This window comes from Streptomyces apricus (assembly GCF_008369065.1).
In the GTDB taxonomy this organism is placed as follows: Bacteria; Actinomycetota; Actinomycetes; order Streptomycetales; family Streptomycetaceae; genus Streptomyces; species Streptomyces apricus.
Genome location: NZ_VDFC01000036.1, coordinates 1 through 16,123, shown reverse-complemented (window position 1 = coordinate 16,123; position 16,123 = coordinate 1). Strand labels below are relative to the sequence as shown.

Annotated in this window: 11 protein-coding genes; 5 read left to right on the top strand and 6 right to left on the bottom strand. The window is 72.7% G+C overall.

Annotation, left to right across the window (positions count from 1 at the left end):
* The first annotated feature begins 20 nt into the window (after positions 1–20).
* A complete protein-coding gene (locus FGF04_RS12415) occupies positions 21–1,481 on the top strand; it encodes a GH1 family beta-glucosidase (RefSeq protein ID WP_149511367.1) in 1,461 nt (486 codons plus the stop codon).
* A gap of 20 nt (positions 1,482–1,501) precedes the next feature.
* Here the strand turns inward: FGF04_RS12415 and FGF04_RS12410 are convergent, their stop codons facing one another.
* Positions 1,502–1,774 (bottom strand): SbtR family transcriptional regulator, encoded by a 273-nt coding sequence (locus FGF04_RS12410; protein ID WP_149511366.1) that lies wholly within the window; start codon positions 1,772–1,774, stop codon positions 1,502–1,504.
* A gap of 43 nt (positions 1,775–1,817) precedes the next feature.
* Here FGF04_RS12410 and FGF04_RS12405 point away from each other — a divergent pair, with 43 nt between their 5' ends.
* Complete coding sequence (locus tag FGF04_RS12405; RefSeq protein WP_149511365.1) at positions 1,818–2,555, top strand: GAF and ANTAR domain-containing protein; 738 nt, start codon at positions 1,818–1,820, stop codon at positions 2,553–2,555.
* A 175-nt stretch (positions 2,556–2,730) separates the two neighbouring features.
* A complete protein-coding gene (locus tag FGF04_RS12400; RefSeq protein ID WP_149511364.1) occupies positions 2,731–3,801 on the top strand; it encodes a glycoside hydrolase family 43 protein in 1,071 nt (356 codons plus the stop codon).
* A gap of 75 nt (positions 3,802–3,876) precedes the next feature.
* On the opposite strand, the gene FGF04_RS12395 is transcribed toward FGF04_RS12400, so the two are convergent.
* Positions 3,877–5,412, bottom strand: coding sequence for a mucoidy inhibitor MuiA family protein (locus FGF04_RS12395; RefSeq protein ID WP_408055613.1), 1,536 nt, complete (start codon positions 5,410–5,412; stop codon positions 3,877–3,879).
* Between the two features lie 4 nt (positions 5,413–5,416).
* Between FGF04_RS12395 and FGF04_RS12390 the strand changes: the two genes are divergently transcribed.
* On the top strand, positions 5,417–6,004 hold the full coding sequence (locus FGF04_RS12390) for an MFS transporter (protein WP_235882300.1): 588 nt from the start codon (positions 5,417–5,419) through the stop codon (positions 6,002–6,004).
* 36 nt (positions 6,005–6,040) lie between these two features.
* Here FGF04_RS12390 and FGF04_RS12385 read toward each other — a convergent pair whose 3' ends face one another.
* The gene (locus FGF04_RS12385) at positions 6,041–7,441 is read right to left on the bottom strand and encodes a hypothetical protein (protein WP_223146378.1); all 1,401 of its coding nucleotides are present in this window, start codon (positions 7,439–7,441) and stop codon (positions 6,041–6,043) included.
* A gap of 114 nt (positions 7,442–7,555) precedes the next feature.
* Here FGF04_RS12385 and FGF04_RS12375 point away from each other — a divergent pair, with 114 nt between their 5' ends.
* Entirely contained in the window at positions 7,556–7,762 is a 207-nt protein-coding gene (locus FGF04_RS12375) for a hypothetical protein (RefSeq protein ID WP_149511360.1), read from the top strand.
* A 76-nt stretch (positions 7,763–7,838) separates the two neighbouring features.
* Here FGF04_RS12375 and FGF04_RS12370 read toward each other — a convergent pair whose 3' ends face one another.
* The 3 genes from FGF04_RS12370 to FGF04_RS12360 all read right to left on the bottom strand — a co-directional run bounded on the left by FGF04_RS12370 (position 7,839) and on the right by FGF04_RS12360 (position 15,964).
* Positions 7,839–10,304: a SpoIIE family protein phosphatase gene (locus FGF04_RS12370; RefSeq protein ID WP_149511359.1), complete on the bottom strand. Its 2,466-nt coding sequence runs from the start codon at positions 10,302–10,304 to the stop codon at positions 7,839–7,841.
* A 91-nt stretch (positions 10,305–10,395) separates the two neighbouring features.
* Positions 10,396–14,679, bottom strand: coding sequence for a HAMP domain-containing protein (locus FGF04_RS12365; protein WP_149511358.1), 4,284 nt, complete (start codon positions 14,677–14,679; stop codon positions 10,396–10,398).
* A 406-nt stretch (positions 14,680–15,085) separates the two neighbouring features.
* Positions 15,086–15,964, bottom strand: a complete 879-nt coding sequence (locus FGF04_RS12360; protein WP_149511357.1) for an RNA polymerase sigma factor SigF — start codon at positions 15,962–15,964, stop codon at positions 15,086–15,088.
* Positions 15,965–16,123: the final 159 nt, after the last annotated feature.

The window sequence follows — 16,123 nt, the reverse complement described above, 5'->3', positions numbered from 1 at the left end:
GTACCTCTGGAAGGACTCACGTGACCACCGCTACCCGACGTGTCGCGCCCGCCCCGGAACACACCGCCGCCGTCCGGTTCCCGCCGGGATTCACCTGGGGCACGGCGACCGCCGCGTACCAGATCGAGGGCGCCGCCCGTGAGGACGGCCGCACCCCCTCGATCTGGGACACCTACTCGCACACACCCGGCAGGGTGCGCAACGGCGACACCGGTGACGTGGCCACCGACCACTACCACCGCTGGCGCGAGGACGTCGAGATCATGGCGGACCTCGGGGTGAGCGCCTACCGGTTCTCGCTGTCGTGGCCGCGGGTGCAGCCGACCGGCCGCGGTCCCGCCGTCCAGAAGGGCCTCGACTTCTACCGGGAGCTCACCGACGCGCTGCTGGAGAAGGGCATCGAGCCGGTCGTCACGCTCTACCACTGGGACCTGCCCCAGCACCTGGAGGACGCGGGCGGCTGGCCGGAGCGCGTCACCGCCGACCGGTTCGCCGACTACGCGACCCTTGCGGCCCGCGCGCTGGGGGACCGGGTGAAGACCTGGACCACCCTCAACGAGCCCTGGTGCAGCGCCTTCCTCGGCTACGGCTCCGGTGTGCACGCCCCCGGACGCACCGACCCGGTCGCGGCCCTGCGCGCGGCGCACCACCTCAACCTCGCCCACGGCAAGGCCGTCCAGGCGTTGCGCGCCGAACTGCCGTCGTACGCCCGGGCGTCGATCACCCTCAACATCCACCACGTGCGCGCGCTGACCGAGGCCCCCGAGGACGTGGACGCGGCCCGCCGGATCGACGCGCTGGCCAACCGCGTCTTCACCGGCCCCCAGCTGGAGGGCGCGTACCCGCAGGACCTCATCGAGGACACCGCGAGCCTCACCGACTGGTCCTTCGTGCAGGACGGCGACGTCGCCGATATCCACCAGCCGCTGGACTTCCTGGGCGTCAACTACTACACGCCCACCCTCGTCTCGGCCGCCACCGGCGACGCGAGCCACAACTCCGACGGCCACGGGGTCAGCGAGCACAGCCCCTGGCCGGGGGCCGACCAGGTCGCCTTCCACCGTCCCGAGGGCAGCACCACCGCGATGGGCTGGGCGGTCGACCCCAGCGGTCTGTACGACCTGCTGATGCGGCTGAAGGCGGACTTCCCCTCGATGCCGCTGATGATCACCGAGAACGGGGCCGCGTTCGACGACTACGTCAACCCGGAGGGCGAGGTGGCCGACCCCGACCGCATCGCCTACCTGCACGGCCACCTCGCTGCCGTGCAGCGGGCCGTCGTGGCCGGCGTCGACGTGCGGGGCTACTTCCTGTGGTCCCTGCTGGACAACTTCGAGTGGGGCTACGGCTACAGCAAGCGCTTCGGCGCCGTGTACGTCGACTACCCGACCGGCCGGCGCATCCCCAAGGCCAGCGCGCGGTGGTACGCCGACGTGGCCCGCACCGGCACGCTCCCGGACGCGGGCGCGGCGCGGCGGTGAACCCGCCGTGACGTGCGGCGTCAGCCGTCCGTCCCGGCGCGCAGGCCGTCGATGACGACCGTGAGCACACGGCGGCCGCGCTCCGGGCACGCGGGTCCGCCGTCGTTCCGCCACAGGCAGGACCCCAGGAGCATGACCTCGTCCGCGCCGGCGTCCGGCCGCACCTGCCGCGCCGCCTTTCCCGCGTCGAGCAGCAGCTCCAACGCCCGCGCGACGAGGCGTTCCCCGACGCCCGCGTGCGCGGCTGACGACAGGTATCCGCGGCCACTCAGGCCGCTCAGGCTCTGCCCCACCGCCCGAAGCCGGTGGGGCACCGCTCAGAACGAGACGAACAACATGACTGATATGCCTGCTCCCGAGGCATTGAACACGCCGGACACGATCACCCTGCTCCTGGAGACCGACTCCCTGGACCAGTTCCTCCGTGCCCTGGCCGAGAAGGCGCTCCGGCTGGCTCCCGAAGCGGACGGCTGCGGGATCACACTGGAGCGGCAGGGGCGCCCCGTCACGGTCTCCAGCGCGGGCGACAGCGCCACCAAGCTGGACGAGGCCCAGTACGGCCAGGACGACGGACCCTGCCTGCAGGCGATGCGCACCGGCCTGGAGGTCAGCGTGCCCGACACCCTCCGGGAGGAGCGCTGGGGCGACTACCCCTCGTACGCCGCGGCCTGCGGGGCCCGCTCCTCGCTGTCCCTGCCGATAGCCCCCCGCAGCCACACCGCGGGCGCGCTCAACCTGTACGCGCCCCGGCCGGGCGCCTTCGACGACATGGACCTCACACCGCTGCGGCTGCTCGCGGCTGAGGCGACCGGTGCCATCGCGCTGGCCCAGCGCATCGCCGACGGCGCGGAGTTCGCCGCGGACCTGGAGGCCGCGCTGCGCTCGCGCACCGTCATCGACCAGGCGATCGGCGTCATCGTGGGCCAGCAGCGCTGCACGCCGGAGAAGGCCTTCGAGGTGCTGCGCACGGCGTCCCAGCACCGCAACGTCAAGCTCCGCGACCTGTGCGTCGAGCTGATCACCAACATCGTCGGCGCGCCTCCGACCGAGAGCCGGATACAGCCGCGCGCCTGACCGCGTACCCGAAGAGGGCCCGGCCGGCGGGGTGTTGCCCGCCGGCCGGACGGCGGCACCGGTGCACAGGCGTTGACATGCACAGTGCAGCTGGCGATGCTTGAAAGCGCTCTCACGCTCAGGTGCGGTGCTGTCCGCCCGACGCCGACGCGGAGGCCGACCACGGACGGGGACCATGACGTTCTCTCGCTTTCGCTCCGCTCTCGCGGCCCTGACACTGACCTTCGCCCTTGCGGCAGGGCTCTCGCTCTCGTCCGCCGGACCCGCCGAGGCGGGCCAGACCGGCCTCAGGGCCGCGGACCCCAGCGTGCTGCGGGTGGGCAGCACCTACGTCTCGGTGCAGTCGACCGGCACCGGCATCGCCGTACGGCAGGCCTCCTCGACGGACGCCCTGGCCTCGGCCACGGCCCGGCAGGTCTGGTCGGACACCCGCGACCTCGGTGAGATCTGGGCGCCGGAGATCGTCACCGACGGCGGCCGTTTCCACATCTACTTCTCCGGCGGCCGGGGCGCGGCCCACCGCATGTACGTGATCAGCTCCGCCACCGCGGACAGCGGCTACACCGCCGAGACCAAACTGGCGCTGCCGGACGACAAGTGGGCCATCGACGGGACCCTGTTCACCTTCAACGGGCAGCGCTGGTTCGTCTGGTCGGGCTGGGCCGGCGACACCAACGTGGAGCAGAACCTCTACATCGCCCGCATGAGCAGCCCGACCACGCCCACCGGCGCGCGGTACGTCATCTCGCAGCCGCGGGAGAGCTGGGAGCGGGTGGTCGGCAACCCCTTCATCAACGAGTCGCCCGAGGCGATCAAGGACCCCGACGGGCAGCTGCACATCGTGTACTCCGCCAACGGCAGCTGGAGCGACCAGTACTGCCTGGCCGACCTGAGGCTGCGGGCCGGCGGCGACCCGACCTACGTGTGGGACTGGTACAAGTCCAACGGCTGCCTGTTCGGCTCCAACCGCGCCACGATGATGGCGGGCTGGGACCCGACGCTGTACGCCAACGGCCCCGGCCACCACACCTTCGTGCTGCTCAACGGCGACATCGGCACGAGCCCGCCCGCCGGGCCGAGGTTCCCCCTGATGTACCACGCGGTCGCGAAGGGGACCCCGTACTCGTGGGCCAACCGGTACTGGTACACCGGCACCTTCGCCTGGTGGGGCGGCACGACCTACAGCCGGGCCAACGTCCCCGGGGCGAACACCAACACGGGCTGGAGCCTGAAGTTCTTCGAGTAGGCCGCACGCCCTCCCGCCGGGCCGACCGCTCGGCGGGCTGGGCCGGTCTGATGCCGGCTCGGCGGGCCGGGCAGGTCAGATGCCGGTGACCTTGGAGCTCGCCGACATCTCGTAGACCAGGGTGACCGTGCGGCGCCCGCCGGGCGGGACGGCGACGTCCCAGCGGGCGACGCCCTCCTCGTCCACGGAGTCGGGCGCGGGGGAGCAGTCCTCCTTGCGCAGCCGGACCTCGACCGCCGCGACCTCGCTGACGGGGACGCGTTCGCGCAGGACCACCGTCCGCTCGTCGTCCTCCCCCGGAGCGGAGAACCGGGACAGGTGCAGGCGCACCGTACGGGTGACCAGGGTGCGCTGGGTCATCCCGGTGGAGGTGCGCGACTCCTCGGTGTGCCGGACCACCCGGTGGTCGTCGGAGCTGCCGAAGGCGAGCTCGACGGGCGCGCCGGGGGCGGTGAAGTCCAGGGTCCCGCGGCCGACGAAGGCACCGCCGCGGACCAGGTCGACGGGACCGGCGAGCAGGGCGTGCCCCGACCGGTTGTCGCACCGTGCCACCCGGGTGACCAGGGGGGACAGTTCGGGCGCACAGGCGTACTCGGTGACGGCCGCCGCGGTGAAGGAGGAGAGCGGCACCCGGTGGGCACGGCCGTCGCCGGGGACGGAGACCGGCGCGGGGGAGTGGAACACCCGGGTCTCGCCCGCGTCGTCCACGCCGGGCAGACCGAGCACCGGGGCCGGGCCGAGGTCCCCGATTTCCTCCTCCCGCACCTCGACGTCGACCGTGCGGCGTTCGGCCGCCGAGCGGTCCCGGAGGGTCAGCCGGTCCTCGGCCAGCCGCGGCGGCTCGGTGGCCAGCGCCGACCGCGCCGTCGACAGCGTCAGGCGGACGTCCGACCAGTCCTCGCCGGTCCGCTGCCAGACCATGGCGTCGGTCTCCAGCGTCAGGGAGTCGCCGTCCAGCACGGCCCGGTAGGCGGGGCGCCACAGCGCGCACGGCAGGAGGTGGCTCAGTCGCAGCCGGGCCGGTCCGGCGGCGGTGGCCTCGACGGTCAGCTCGACGTGGCCGACCAGCTCGGCCGGTTCGTTCTCGCTGAGGTGCAGGGCCTGCTGCGCCTCGGCGAGTTCGCCGGACAGCGTGCCCAGCCGGTGCTCCACGGCGCGGAGTTGCTCGCCGCAGGTGTCGCGCTCGGTGTCCACCCGGTCCAGTTCGCCGGACCAGCGCGAGCTCTCGGTCTCACCGGCGCCGGCGCCCTCCCCGATCTCCCGCAGCAGGTCCGCCGCGAGGCGCCCGAGCAGGTCGAGGCGGGCGTGCAGCCGCTCGCGCCGCCGGCCCAGCTCGACCTGTTCCTCCTCCAGGAGGTGCAGACGCCGGCGCAGCGCCGAGTCGTCCTCGGGGGACGGCAGGGGCCCGCGCGGGGTCCAGCTGCGGACGAGCCGCGCGTCGAGGACCGTCGCCGGGTGCTCGCCCGTCAGCTCGGCGTGCAGGGTGCGGTCGACGGCCAGCGCGCTGACCGGGCCGAGCCGCAGCCGCTGGACCCCGGCCCGCAGGTCCAGCACGGCGGTGCGCTCGACGTGGGTGCGGTCCTCCAGGCAGGTCACGGCGGTCACGGGCAGGGCGGTGACGGGAACGGCGGCCTCGGGACCGGTCGTGGCGCCGCAGGTCGGCACGATGATCGTCGCCTCCGCCGTGTCCGGCCGGCTGATCAGCCGCACCGGCCGCTGGAAGGTGTTCCCGGTCGTCGGCTGCGCCCTGGTGACGGCCGGCGCCGTGCTGCTGTCACCCCTCGCGCCGGACACCCCGGGATGGTGGCTCGCCGGCGCGATGGCCGTCCTCGGCGCCGGCACCGGACTGACCCAGCAGGTGCTGGTGCTGGTCGCGCAGAACGCCGTCGGGCCCGCCGACGTGGGGACGGCGGGCGCCGCGGCCACCTTCAGCCGCACCCTGGGCGGCGCGGTCGGCGTGGCCGCGTTCGGCGCGATGCTCTCGGCCCGGCTGCGCGCCGGGCTGCCGCCGGGCCAGGACCCGGGTGAGCTGCTCGGCACCCCCGAGAAGGTCGCCGCCCTACCAGGCCACCTCGCCGACACCGTACGGGCCTCGTACACGGCCGGGCTCTCCTCGGTCTTCCTGCTCACCGTGCCGCTGGCGCTGGCCGCGCTCGTCGCGGTCCTGCTCCTGCGGGAGACACCGCTCGGAACGCGTGGCTGAGGGGCTGCCCTCCTCCCCTTCTCCCGTGGCCGCCGGTCAGTCGCCGAAGTAGGGGCGGTTGAAGACGGGCGGCCGGTGGMGGACGTAGCGGCCGGGCCCGTCCTGGGCCGATGCGGTGAGCCGGTTGAGGCCCGCCGGTGACGTCGTACCCGACCAGTGCCCCGTGTCCAGACGCTTCGTCATGGCGGTGATCGCCGCCACCTGTTCCCCGGGCGTGAAGGTGCAGTGCCCGACCGTGTCGACGTAACTCTGCCGCAGCAGCGCCGCGTTGCCGGCCCGGCGGACCACGAGACCGTACGACTGCTGTTGGGCCACGGTGGAGATCTGATCGCCGACCGGGTTGACGGTCAGGACCGGGATGCGCAGGTCACCGTCGAAGACGATGCCCTTCTCCAGGTACCGCACTGCCTCCGCGTCGGCCGCTATCCTCGGCGCCCGGGCGAGCGTCCGCAGATCGTCACCGAGGTCGAGACCGGCGCGCGCGTACATGGTCCGTACCGTGCGGTGCGCCTCGGGACCGGCCGCCGCGAGCTGCCGCGCGTAGTCGACACCGGTGTTCCACGACGGGTTGCCGCCCGCCAGCGTCTCGATGGCGCGGCGGCTGCTCATCGCCTGCCCGATGTACGGCTGTGCGCCGCCGGCCAGCGCGAGGTACATCCCCTCCTGGAACGCGACGGGGTCACCGGGCCGGGGCTTGGGCGTCGCCCCGCCGTCCGCGTCCAGCCCCCAGCCGGGCAACTGGCCGACGGCGGCGGCCAGTGCGATCCGCGCCCGGCCCCGCGGGCTGCCCTGCGCCTCGGCGAGCGCCGCCACCCACTCCCGCGTGGCCTGCCCGGTGTCGGCGGGGACGCCGGTCACCGGCAGCGAACGGTCCGCGAACAGCAGTGACTTGAGGGTGAAGACGGTGTCGAGCTTCTGGTTCCACTGCCCGACGGCGCCGCCGAGGCCGCCGCAGAACGGCACCGCCGCGTCGAAGGCGCCGGGATGGACCTGCGCGACACCGGCCGAGACGAAGCCGCCCATCGACCGCCCGGAGGCCACCGCCCACCTGGGCGCTCCGACGGTGTCCTCGAAGCGCTCCAGGGCCGCCGCCTGGTTGTCGATGGCGGCGGCGATGTCCCAGCCGGTCACCGTGCGGGTGGTGCCGCCGACGGCGTACCCGCGGCCGGTCAGCTCTCCGGTGAGCGGTTCGTCGGCGGCACGGCTCGCGAAGTCCAGGTCCACGAGGACCACGCCGTTCCAGCGGTCGGGGACCACGAACCGGTACGGGGTGCCGTCGGCCAGGACGCCTTCCGTGCAGGACACCCGGGCGGGGGAGCCGGCGGGACACGGGCCGGTGGCCCGGGCGCCGGCCGCGGCGGTGGGGGAGGCCAGGGCCGCGACCGCGACGGCCGCTGTGCCCACGGCCACACCCCGGCACATTTTCGACGACGACATACGACTCCTCGCTCTCACGGCTCTCACCGCTCTCGTCGAGCGTGGCGTGCCCACAACACAATGGTCGTGCAGAGAACCGGTCGTCAAGAGAAGTGTCACCTTTGCGGTGACGCGATGCTCGTCGAGTGGCGCGAGGCGCTCCGGAAGCGGTCCGGAGAGATGCCGTGGGCGCGGCGGAAGGCGGCGCCGAAGGCGAACTCGCTGGAGTACCCGAGTCCGCGGGCGACGACCGCCAGCGGCACGTCGCTCTCCCGCAGCCGCCACCCCTTGCTGAACGGCTACCTCGCCACCGAGGACCTCGGCACCACGCTGGTCGCGTAGGGCGGGCAACTGCGCTGCCGGCGGCAGCCGTTCGCCCGGGTCGCCCCCGCGTGCCGGACGTCGCGCGTGGTGGTGGCTACGCCACCCGGATCCCGATGATGCAGGTGTCGTCGTCGGTGTCCGACCTGCTGTAGGTGAGGAGCCGGTCCAGCTGCTGGTCCAGGGTGCACGGCGCCGCCCGCACCGTGGTCAGCAGCTGGGTCATCGACTCCTCCATGGTGCGGTCCCGCCGCTCGATCAGGCCGTCCGTGTACATCAGCAGCGTGTCCTCGGCCGCCAGCTGTACCTCGTCCTCGGCGTACGCCACTTCGGGCACGGCGCCCAGCAGCAGGCCCTTGAGGAGGGGCAGGGACACCGCCTCCGTGTCCCGCACCAGCACGGGGGGCAGGTGTCCGGCCCGGGCCCAGCGCAGCGTACGGGTGGCCGGGTCGTAGAGACCGCAGACCGCGGTGGCGGTGATGGAGCCCGACAGGTGGTGCGCCACGCTGTTGAGCCAGGACAGCAGCTGGCCGGGCCCCGCGCCCGTCACCGCCAGGCCCCGCAGCGCGTTGCGGAGCACCACCATGCTCGTCGCCGCCTCTATGCCGTGCCCCGCCACGTCCCCCACGCACAGCAGCACCAGGCCGGACGGCAGGACGACCGCGTCGTACCAGTCGCCGCCCACCAACTGCTCGGTCTCGGCGGGCCGGTAGCGCACGGCCACGTCGAGCCCCGGCGCCTTCAGGGGCACATGGGTCGGCGGCATGATCGCGTGCTGCAACTGCAGCGTCAGCCGGTTGCGCTCGGTCGCCTGCTGCTCGGAGTGCGCCAGCTGGTCCCGGGTGGCGGCCAGCGCGACCTCCGTCCAGTGCTGCGCCGAGATGTCCTGGTAGGCGCCGCGCACGACGAACGGCCGGCCGTCGGCGTCGAGCACCGGCTCCGCCACCACCCGGATGTGCCGGGTCACCTCGTCGGGGCGCTGCAGCCGGAAGGCCGCGGACGCCGCCCGCCGGTGGTGCAGCAGCGTGCGCAGGAAGCGGCCGATGGCGACGGCGTCGTCCGGGTGCGCGTGCGCGGCCAGCTCCTCCAGCGGTACGGGACCGCTCGCCGGCGACCTGCCGTACAGACTGAAGAGCTGCCCGTTCCAGGTGATCTCGCCCGTGAGCAGGTTCTCCTCGAAACCGCCGATGCGGCCCAGGCGCTGGGCGTGCTGCAGGAGGCTCGCCAGCCGCGCCGTCTCGTCCTCGATACGCCATATCAGCAGCACGCTGCCGCCGTGCCGGCTGATGCTGATGTCGGCCACGGCGGCCAGCGGCACCTGGTCGACGAGGGCGGTGAGGCTCATGCGCTGCGCGCGGAACGGCTCCCCGGTGGCGTAGACGCGCTCGACCCGCTGGAAGAGCTCGCTCTCCCCGGCGGCCATCGGGTAGGCCTCCAGGAGCAGGGCCCCGCTGACGAGTCCGCGCGGCCGGCCGGCCGGGTCGAGGAAACGGCTGTTGACGTGGTGGATGCGGAAGTCCACGAGCTGCCCGTCGAGGGTGTACGGGACCAGGACCAGCGCGGGGTCGTGCAGTCCGTCGGCCAGGTCCACCAGTTCGGCGGCGTCCGGCAGGACACGCGGTTCGCTCGCGTTCTCGTCGTCGTGCACGAAGGCGTACGTCTCCAGGGTGTGGGCGCACAGTTCCGCCAGCGCCTCCACCTGACGGACCACCTGGGGCGACTGGGGCGGCAGGGGAGTGGCCCACACGACCTCCAGGACGCCGTGCACCCGGCCCCCGGTGCCGGCGGGCAGCGCGGCCCTGCCTCCGTCGGGGTGGTGGTGCTGGCCGATGGAGGGCAGACCGGTCGCCGAGAGCGAGCCGATCCACTGCCCCGCACGCTCGGTGAGGCAGGTGCGGGCTACCGTCTTCACGCCGGGCGGTACGTAGTGCCAGCGTCCCGCCTCCGCGGGAGTGAACCCGGCGCTGCCCGCCAGCGTGAGGGAACCGTCGGAGCGCGCGGTCCAGATGGCCACGGCCACCGCGCCGAGCGGGGTCAGCGCGTGGTGGAAGAGGGAGTCGGCGACGGCCTGGGTGTCGGGGGCCGCCAGGGCGCCGCTCTCGGCCTCCCGCAGGCGCACCGCGGGCGCGCGCTCCGCCTCCGGACGTTCCGCCTCCGGGCGGTCGGCCGGCGGGCTCCCGCCGCCCTGCGCGCCGGCCAGGAAGGCGCCGGTGATCTCCGACAGCCGGTCGCGGGCGGACTGGTTGATGACGTCGACGGCCAGTTCGAGCGGGGTCACCTTGGCCTGGTCGGCGAGCTCGGCGAGCTGACGGGCGGCCTGCGCGGGCCCGCACCCCAGCCGCTCGACCAGGATGCCCTTGGCGAGTTCGATGAGGGCGCGCCCGTCGGCCTCGGCCTGCGCCGCCCGCACCTCCTGGCGCAGGCGTTCCACCGTGGCGGCCAGTTTCCCCACGGGATAGGAGACGTCCAGGGTGTGCTGCCCGTCCGGGGACGGGCCGTCGGGGCCCGCGCCGGCGTCACCGGGGTGCTCGGGGTGTTCGATGTGCTGTTCGGAAGGACTCACGGTGCCACCTGCTCCTCGGCTGGGATGCCCGTACGGGCGGGGCGCGGGGACGGTGCCCGGCCGGTGCTCACGCACGGCCGGGCACCGTCGCTCACACCGGCAGCCAGCGGCGGACGCAGGCGATGAGGTCGTCGGTGTCGACCGGCTTGGTGACGTAGTCGCTGGCACCGGAGGCGAGGCTCTTCTCCCGGTCGCCGGGCATCGCCTTCGCCGTGACGGCGATGATCGGCAGCTGCGCGTACCGGGGCATCTTCCGGATCTCGGCGGTGGCGGCGTAGCCGTCCATCTCCGGCATCATCACGTCCATCAGGACGAGCGCGATGTCGGGGTGGTTGACCAGCGTCTCGATGCCCTTGCGGCCGTTTTCCGCGTGCAGCACGTGGAAGCCCTGGAGCTCCAGGATGCCGCTCAGCGCGAAGAGGTTGCGCGCGTCGTCGTCGACCACCAGGACGGTGCGCCCGACGAAGGCGTCCTCGACCGGCCGGGGCGTGTCGGGCCGCGGCTCCTCGGCACGGGCCAGGGACGGCACGTCCCCCAGCTCCTCGGCGGACAGGTGCAGGGCGATGCGCTCGCGCAGTTCGTCCAGGCTGGAGAGGAACTCCAGCGCGCGGGTGCCGGAGCGCGCCTGCAGCGCCCGCTCCTGGTCCAGGTCCGCGCGATGACCGCTGTGGACGAGCACCGGGACGTTCGCCAGCGCGGAGTCGCCCTGCATCGCGTCCAGGAAACGGGGCGCCTCGCCGTCGGGCATGCCCAGTTCGAGCACGACGCAGTGGCAGGGTCCGGCGGCCAGCGCGCTGGCCGCCTCGTGGGCCCCGGACGTGGTGACGACATCGACCGTGCTGCGCGGGTCGCCGGCGTCCTGGCCGCGGGTGACGTCCGCGACCGCGCTCTCCGCGACGAGCGTCAGCAGCCCGCGCTGCCGCTCCTCGACGACCAGCAGCCGGCGCCGCCCGCGCCTGGTCCCGGCGACCGGTCCCGCGCTCTCGGCGTTCCCCGCCGCTTCCCCCGACGGGGTCGTGCCGGGCGCCGCTTCGAGTGCGAGGGCGCGCTCGTCGGGGATCGAGGTCTCGTAGTCGGGGCGCGCCACGGGCAGGAACAGGGTGAACGTGCTGCCCTGTCCCGGTGTGCTGTCGACGGTGACGGCGCCGCCGAGCAGGTGCGCGATCTCCCGGGTGATGGACAGGCCGAGGCCGGTGCCGCCGTACTTGCGGCTGGTGGTGCCGTCCGCCTGCTGGAAGGCCCCGAAGATCGTCTCCAGGTGCTGTTCCGGGATGCCGATCCCGGTGTCCTGCACGCGGAAGGCGACGATGGTGCCGCCGCGGTACACCCCGCCGGGCACCTCGTGGTCGGCGGCCGGCTCGATGCGCAGCTCGACACCGCCGTGCTCGGTGAACTTGACCGCGTTCGACAGCAGGTTGCGCAGGACCTGCCGCAGCCGGGAGTCGTCGGTGAGCAGGTCGGCGGGCGCGCCGGGCGCCGTGCGCACGGTGAAGTCGAGGTTCTTCTGCGTCGTCATGGGCCGGAAGGTGGCCTCGACGTACTCCAGGAGCTGGCGCAGCGGGACGACCTCGGGGCTGACGTCCATCTTCCCGGCCTCGACCTTCGACAGGTCCAGGATGTCGTTGATCAGCTGCAGCAGGTCGGAGCCGGCCGAGTGGATGATGCCCGCGTACTCGACCTGCTTCGGGGTGAGGTTGCGCGAGGGGTTCTGCGCCAGCAGCTGGGCGAGGATGAGCAGGCTGTTCAGGGGCGTGCGCAGCTCGTGGCTCATGTTGGCCAGGAACTCCGACTTGTACTTGGAGGCCAGCGACAGCTGCTGGGCGCGGGTCTCCAGCTCCTGGCGCGCCTGCTCGATCTGCAGGTTCTTCGCCTCGATGTCGCTGTTCTGCGCCACCAGCAGGGAGGCCTTGTCCTCCAGCTCCTCGTTGGAGCGCTGCAGTTCGTCCTGCTGGACCTGCAGCTCCTCCGAGCGGGCCTGCAGCTCGGCGGTCAGGCGCTGGGACTCGTCGAGCAGCTCGTCGGTCCTGGCGTTGGCCACGATGGTGCTGACGTTGACGCCGATGGTCTCCATCAGCTGGTTCAGGAAGTCCAGGTGGATCTGGGTGAAGCGGGTGACCGAGGCCAGCTCGATGACGCCGAGCACCTGGTCCTCGACCACGATGGGCAGCACCACCAGGGCGGTCGGCACGGTGTGGCCGAGCCCCGAGGAGATGGACACGTAGTTCGGCGGCAGCTCGTCGACGCTGATGGCACGGCGGCTGCGCGCGGCCTGGCCGACCAGCGAGCGGCCGAACGGGATACGCTCGGGCCGGCCCTCCTCGTCGGGCCATCCGTAGGAGCCGACGAGCCGCAGCCCGCTGCCCTGCCCGCCCTCCTCGGCGAGGTAGAACGCCCCGTACTGGGCCGAGGCCAGCGGCGCCAGCTCGTCCATGATGAGCTCGGCCACCACCGACAGGTCGCGGTGGCCCTGCATCAGGCCGGAGACCCGCGCGAGGTTGGTCTTGAGCCAGTCCTGCTCCTGGTTGGCCCGCGTGGTCTCGCGCAGGGACTCCACCATGGAGTTGATGTTGTCCTTGAGCTCGGCGACCTCGCCCGAGGCCTCGACGGTGATCGAGCGGGTCAGGTCGCCCTCGGCGACGGCGCTGGCGACCTCGGCGATCGCCCGGACCTGCCGGGTCAGGTTGCCCGCGAGCTCGTTGACGTTCTCCGTCAGGCGCTTCCAGGTGCCGGAGACGCCCTCCACCTCGGCCTGGCCGCCGAGCCGCCCCTCGCTGCCGACCTCGCGGGCCACGCGGGTGACCTCGGCCGCGAAGGCGGAGAGCTGGTCGACCATCGTGTTGATGGTGGTCTTGAGTTCGAGGATCTCGCCGCGGGCGTCGACGTCGATCTTCTTGGACAGGTCGCCCCTGGCCACCGCCGTCGTCACCAGGGCGATGTTGCGCACCTGGCCGGTGAGGTTGTTGGCCATCGAGTTGACGTTGTCGGTGAGGTCCTTCCAGGTGCCCGCCACGTTCGGCACCTGGGCCTGGCCGCCGAGGCGTCCCTCGGTGCCGACCTCGCGGGCCACGCGGGTGACCTCGTCGGCGAACGCGGACAGCGTGTCGACCATCGTGTTGATGACGTCCGCGAGGGCGGCGACCTCGCCCTTCGCCTCGACGGTGATCTTCTGGGAGAGGTCGCCGCGGGCGACGGCCGTGGCGACCTGGGCGATCGAGCGGACCTGGCCCGTCAGGTTCGACGCCATCACGTTGACGTTGTCGGTGAGGTCCTTCCAGGTGCCGGAGACGCCCCGGACGGTGGCCTGCCCGCCCAGGTTGCCGGCCGTGCCGACCTCGCGGGCCACCCGGGTCACCTCGTCGGCGAAGGCGGACAGCTGGTCCACCATCGTGTTGAGGGTCTCCTTCAGGGCGAGGATCTCGCCCCGGGCGTCCACGGTGATCTTCTGGGAGAGGTCGCCCCGGGCGACCGCGGTCGCCACCTGGGCGACGTTGCGGACCTGGGCCGTGAGGTTCCCGGCCATGAAGTTCACGGAGTCGGTCAGGTCCCGCCAGGTGCCCTTGACACCCTTGACGTCCGCCTGGCCACCGAGGCGTCCCTCGGTGCCGACCTCCCGGGCGACGCGGGTGACCTCGTCGGCGAACGCGGAGAGCTGGTCGACCATCGTGTTGATGGTGTTCTTGAGCTCCAGGATCTCCCCACGGGCGTCCACGGTGATCTTCTGGGAGAGGTCGCCCCGGGCGACCGCCGTCGTCACCTGGGCGACGTTGCGGACCTGGGCGGTGAGGTTGCCCGCCATCAGGTTCACCGAATCGGTGAGGTCGCGCCAGACGCCGCCGACGCCGGGCACCTGGGCCTGGCCGCCGAGCCGTCCCTCGCTGCCGACCTCGCGCGCCACCCGGGTGACCTCGTCGGCGAAGGCGGACAGCTGGTCGACCATCGTGTTGACGGTCTCCTTCAGCTGCAGGATCTCGCCCCGGGCCGGCACGTCGATCTTCTGGGAGAGGTCGCCCTTGGCCACCGCGGTCGCCACCTGCGCGATGTCGCGGACCTGGGTGGTGAGGTTGCCCGACATGGCGTTGACCGAGTCGGTGAGGTCGGCCCAGGTCCCGGAGACGCCCGGCACCTCCGCCTGCCCGCCGAGGGTCCCCTCGGTGCCCACCTCGCGGGCCACGCGGGTGACCTCGGAGGTGAACACGGACAGCTGGTCGACCATGCCGTTGAAGACGGTGGCGATGTCTCCCAGCAGACCGTCGCCGTCGTCCGGCAGACGGGTCCCGAAATCACCGTCCCGTACGGCCGTCAGCCCGGCCAGCAGCTGTCGCAGCTCCTGGTCGCCCGGCGCGCGGTCGACGGTGTCGGTCGTCTGGCTCGTCATGTAGGCCCTCGTCCCATGCCTGTGGGTCCCTCGGTGAAGGGACTAGGAACACCAGGCCCACTGCCGGACCGAACCCCCGTCGGACTCCCGCTGTCCGGGGTGCGACGAGGAAATACGCCGCAGGCTAACCCGTAAGCGAGGTGGTGGACAAAGCGTGGAGCCGAAATCGCCACGCCGCCGGCGCGACGGGCCCGAAGGACGGGGAACCAGGGGCCGGTGGGGCGTCCGGGCGGGGGTGTGCGGACCCCCGAGCGGGCGCATGGAGTGCCCCGGGCGCGCACGACGGAGCCCGCCGTCGCGGTCCGGTGAGCGGGGGCTCACGGGTGCGACGACGGGCTCGGCACCGGCGAAGGGGGGGAGACGCCGGTTCACCGGCGTCGGGGGAACGCCGGGAGTAAAGGGACGCCTAGGCGACGGCGGGGTCCAGCAGACCGGCGCGCAGGCGCTTGATGATCCGGCTGATCAGACGCGACACGTGCATCTGCGAGATGCCGAGCAGCTCGCCGATCTCGGCCTGGGTGCGCTCCTCGACGAAGCGCAGGTGGATGATGCGGCGCTCGCGCTCGTCGAGCTGGGCGACCAGGGGAGCCAGCGAGTGCAGGTCCTCGACGAGCTCCAGCGAGTAGTCGTCGGAGCCGATGAAGTCGGCCAGCACGGACTCGCCGTGCGAGCCGTTGTCCGGGGACAGGGCTGCGTCCAGGGAGGAGGAGTTGTAGCAGTTCGCCGCCTTGCGGGCCTCGATGACCTCCGCCTCGGGCAGCGACATGAGCTCCGAGAGCTCCTTGGTCGTCGGGGTGCGGCCCAGGCGGGTACGCAGCTCCTCCGTGGCCTTGGCCAGCTCGACCCGGGCCTCCTGGAGGCGGCGCGGCACGTGCACGGCCCAGCTGGTGTCACGGAAGAAGCGCTTGATCTCACCGACGATGTAGGGGACGGCGAAGGAGGTGAACTCCACCTCGCGCGACAGCTCGAACCGGTCGATCGCCTTGATCAGGCCGATGGTGCCGACCTGGACGATGTCCTCCATCGAGTCGCCCCGGCCGCGGAAACGGGAGGCCGCGTACCGGACGAGGGAGAGGTTCATCTCGATCAGCGTGTTGCGTGCGTACTGGTAGTCGTGCGTGCCCTCTTCCAGCACGGCCAGACGGTCGAAGAACTGCCGGGACAGCTCCCGGGCGTCCTTCGGCTTGACGCGCGAAGGGTCCTCGATGAGAGGCAGCTCCGTCGCGTCCGTCGTCCGGATCCCCTGCGCCGTGGCCGTCGCCCCGTCTGCCGTCACGGCTGTCATGCCGCCCACCCCACTCACCGTCGCTGTTGATGACACACGGCGTCTGCCCCGCTTCCCGCGGCTCATGCCATCTTTTTTCGAAAGAGATCGGAGTCCCATCGTATCRGGCCGGAAGTCGACGGCGTGTCCTTGAGAGAGAGGTGATGCCCGGGGTGGGGG

Coding starts and splice junctions, on each gene's coding strand:
- FGF04_RS12405 (WP_149511365.1), top strand. CDS start 1,818: ATGACTGATATGCCTGCTCCCGAGGCATTGAACACGCCGGACACGATC.
- FGF04_RS12400 (WP_149511364.1), top strand. CDS start 2,731: ATGACGTTCTCTCGCTTTCGCTCCGCTCTCGCGGCCCTGACACTGACC.
- FGF04_RS12375 (WP_149511360.1), top strand. CDS start 7,556: ATGCTCGTCGAGTGGCGCGAGGCGCTCCGGAAGCGGTCCGGAGAGATG.
- FGF04_RS12365 (WP_149511358.1), bottom strand. CDS start 14,679: ATGACGAGCCAGACGACCGACACCGTCGACCGCGCGCCGGGCGACCAG.
- FGF04_RS12360 (WP_149511357.1), bottom strand. CDS start 15,964: ATGACAGCCGTGACGGCAGACGGGGCGACGGCCACGGCGCAGGGGATC.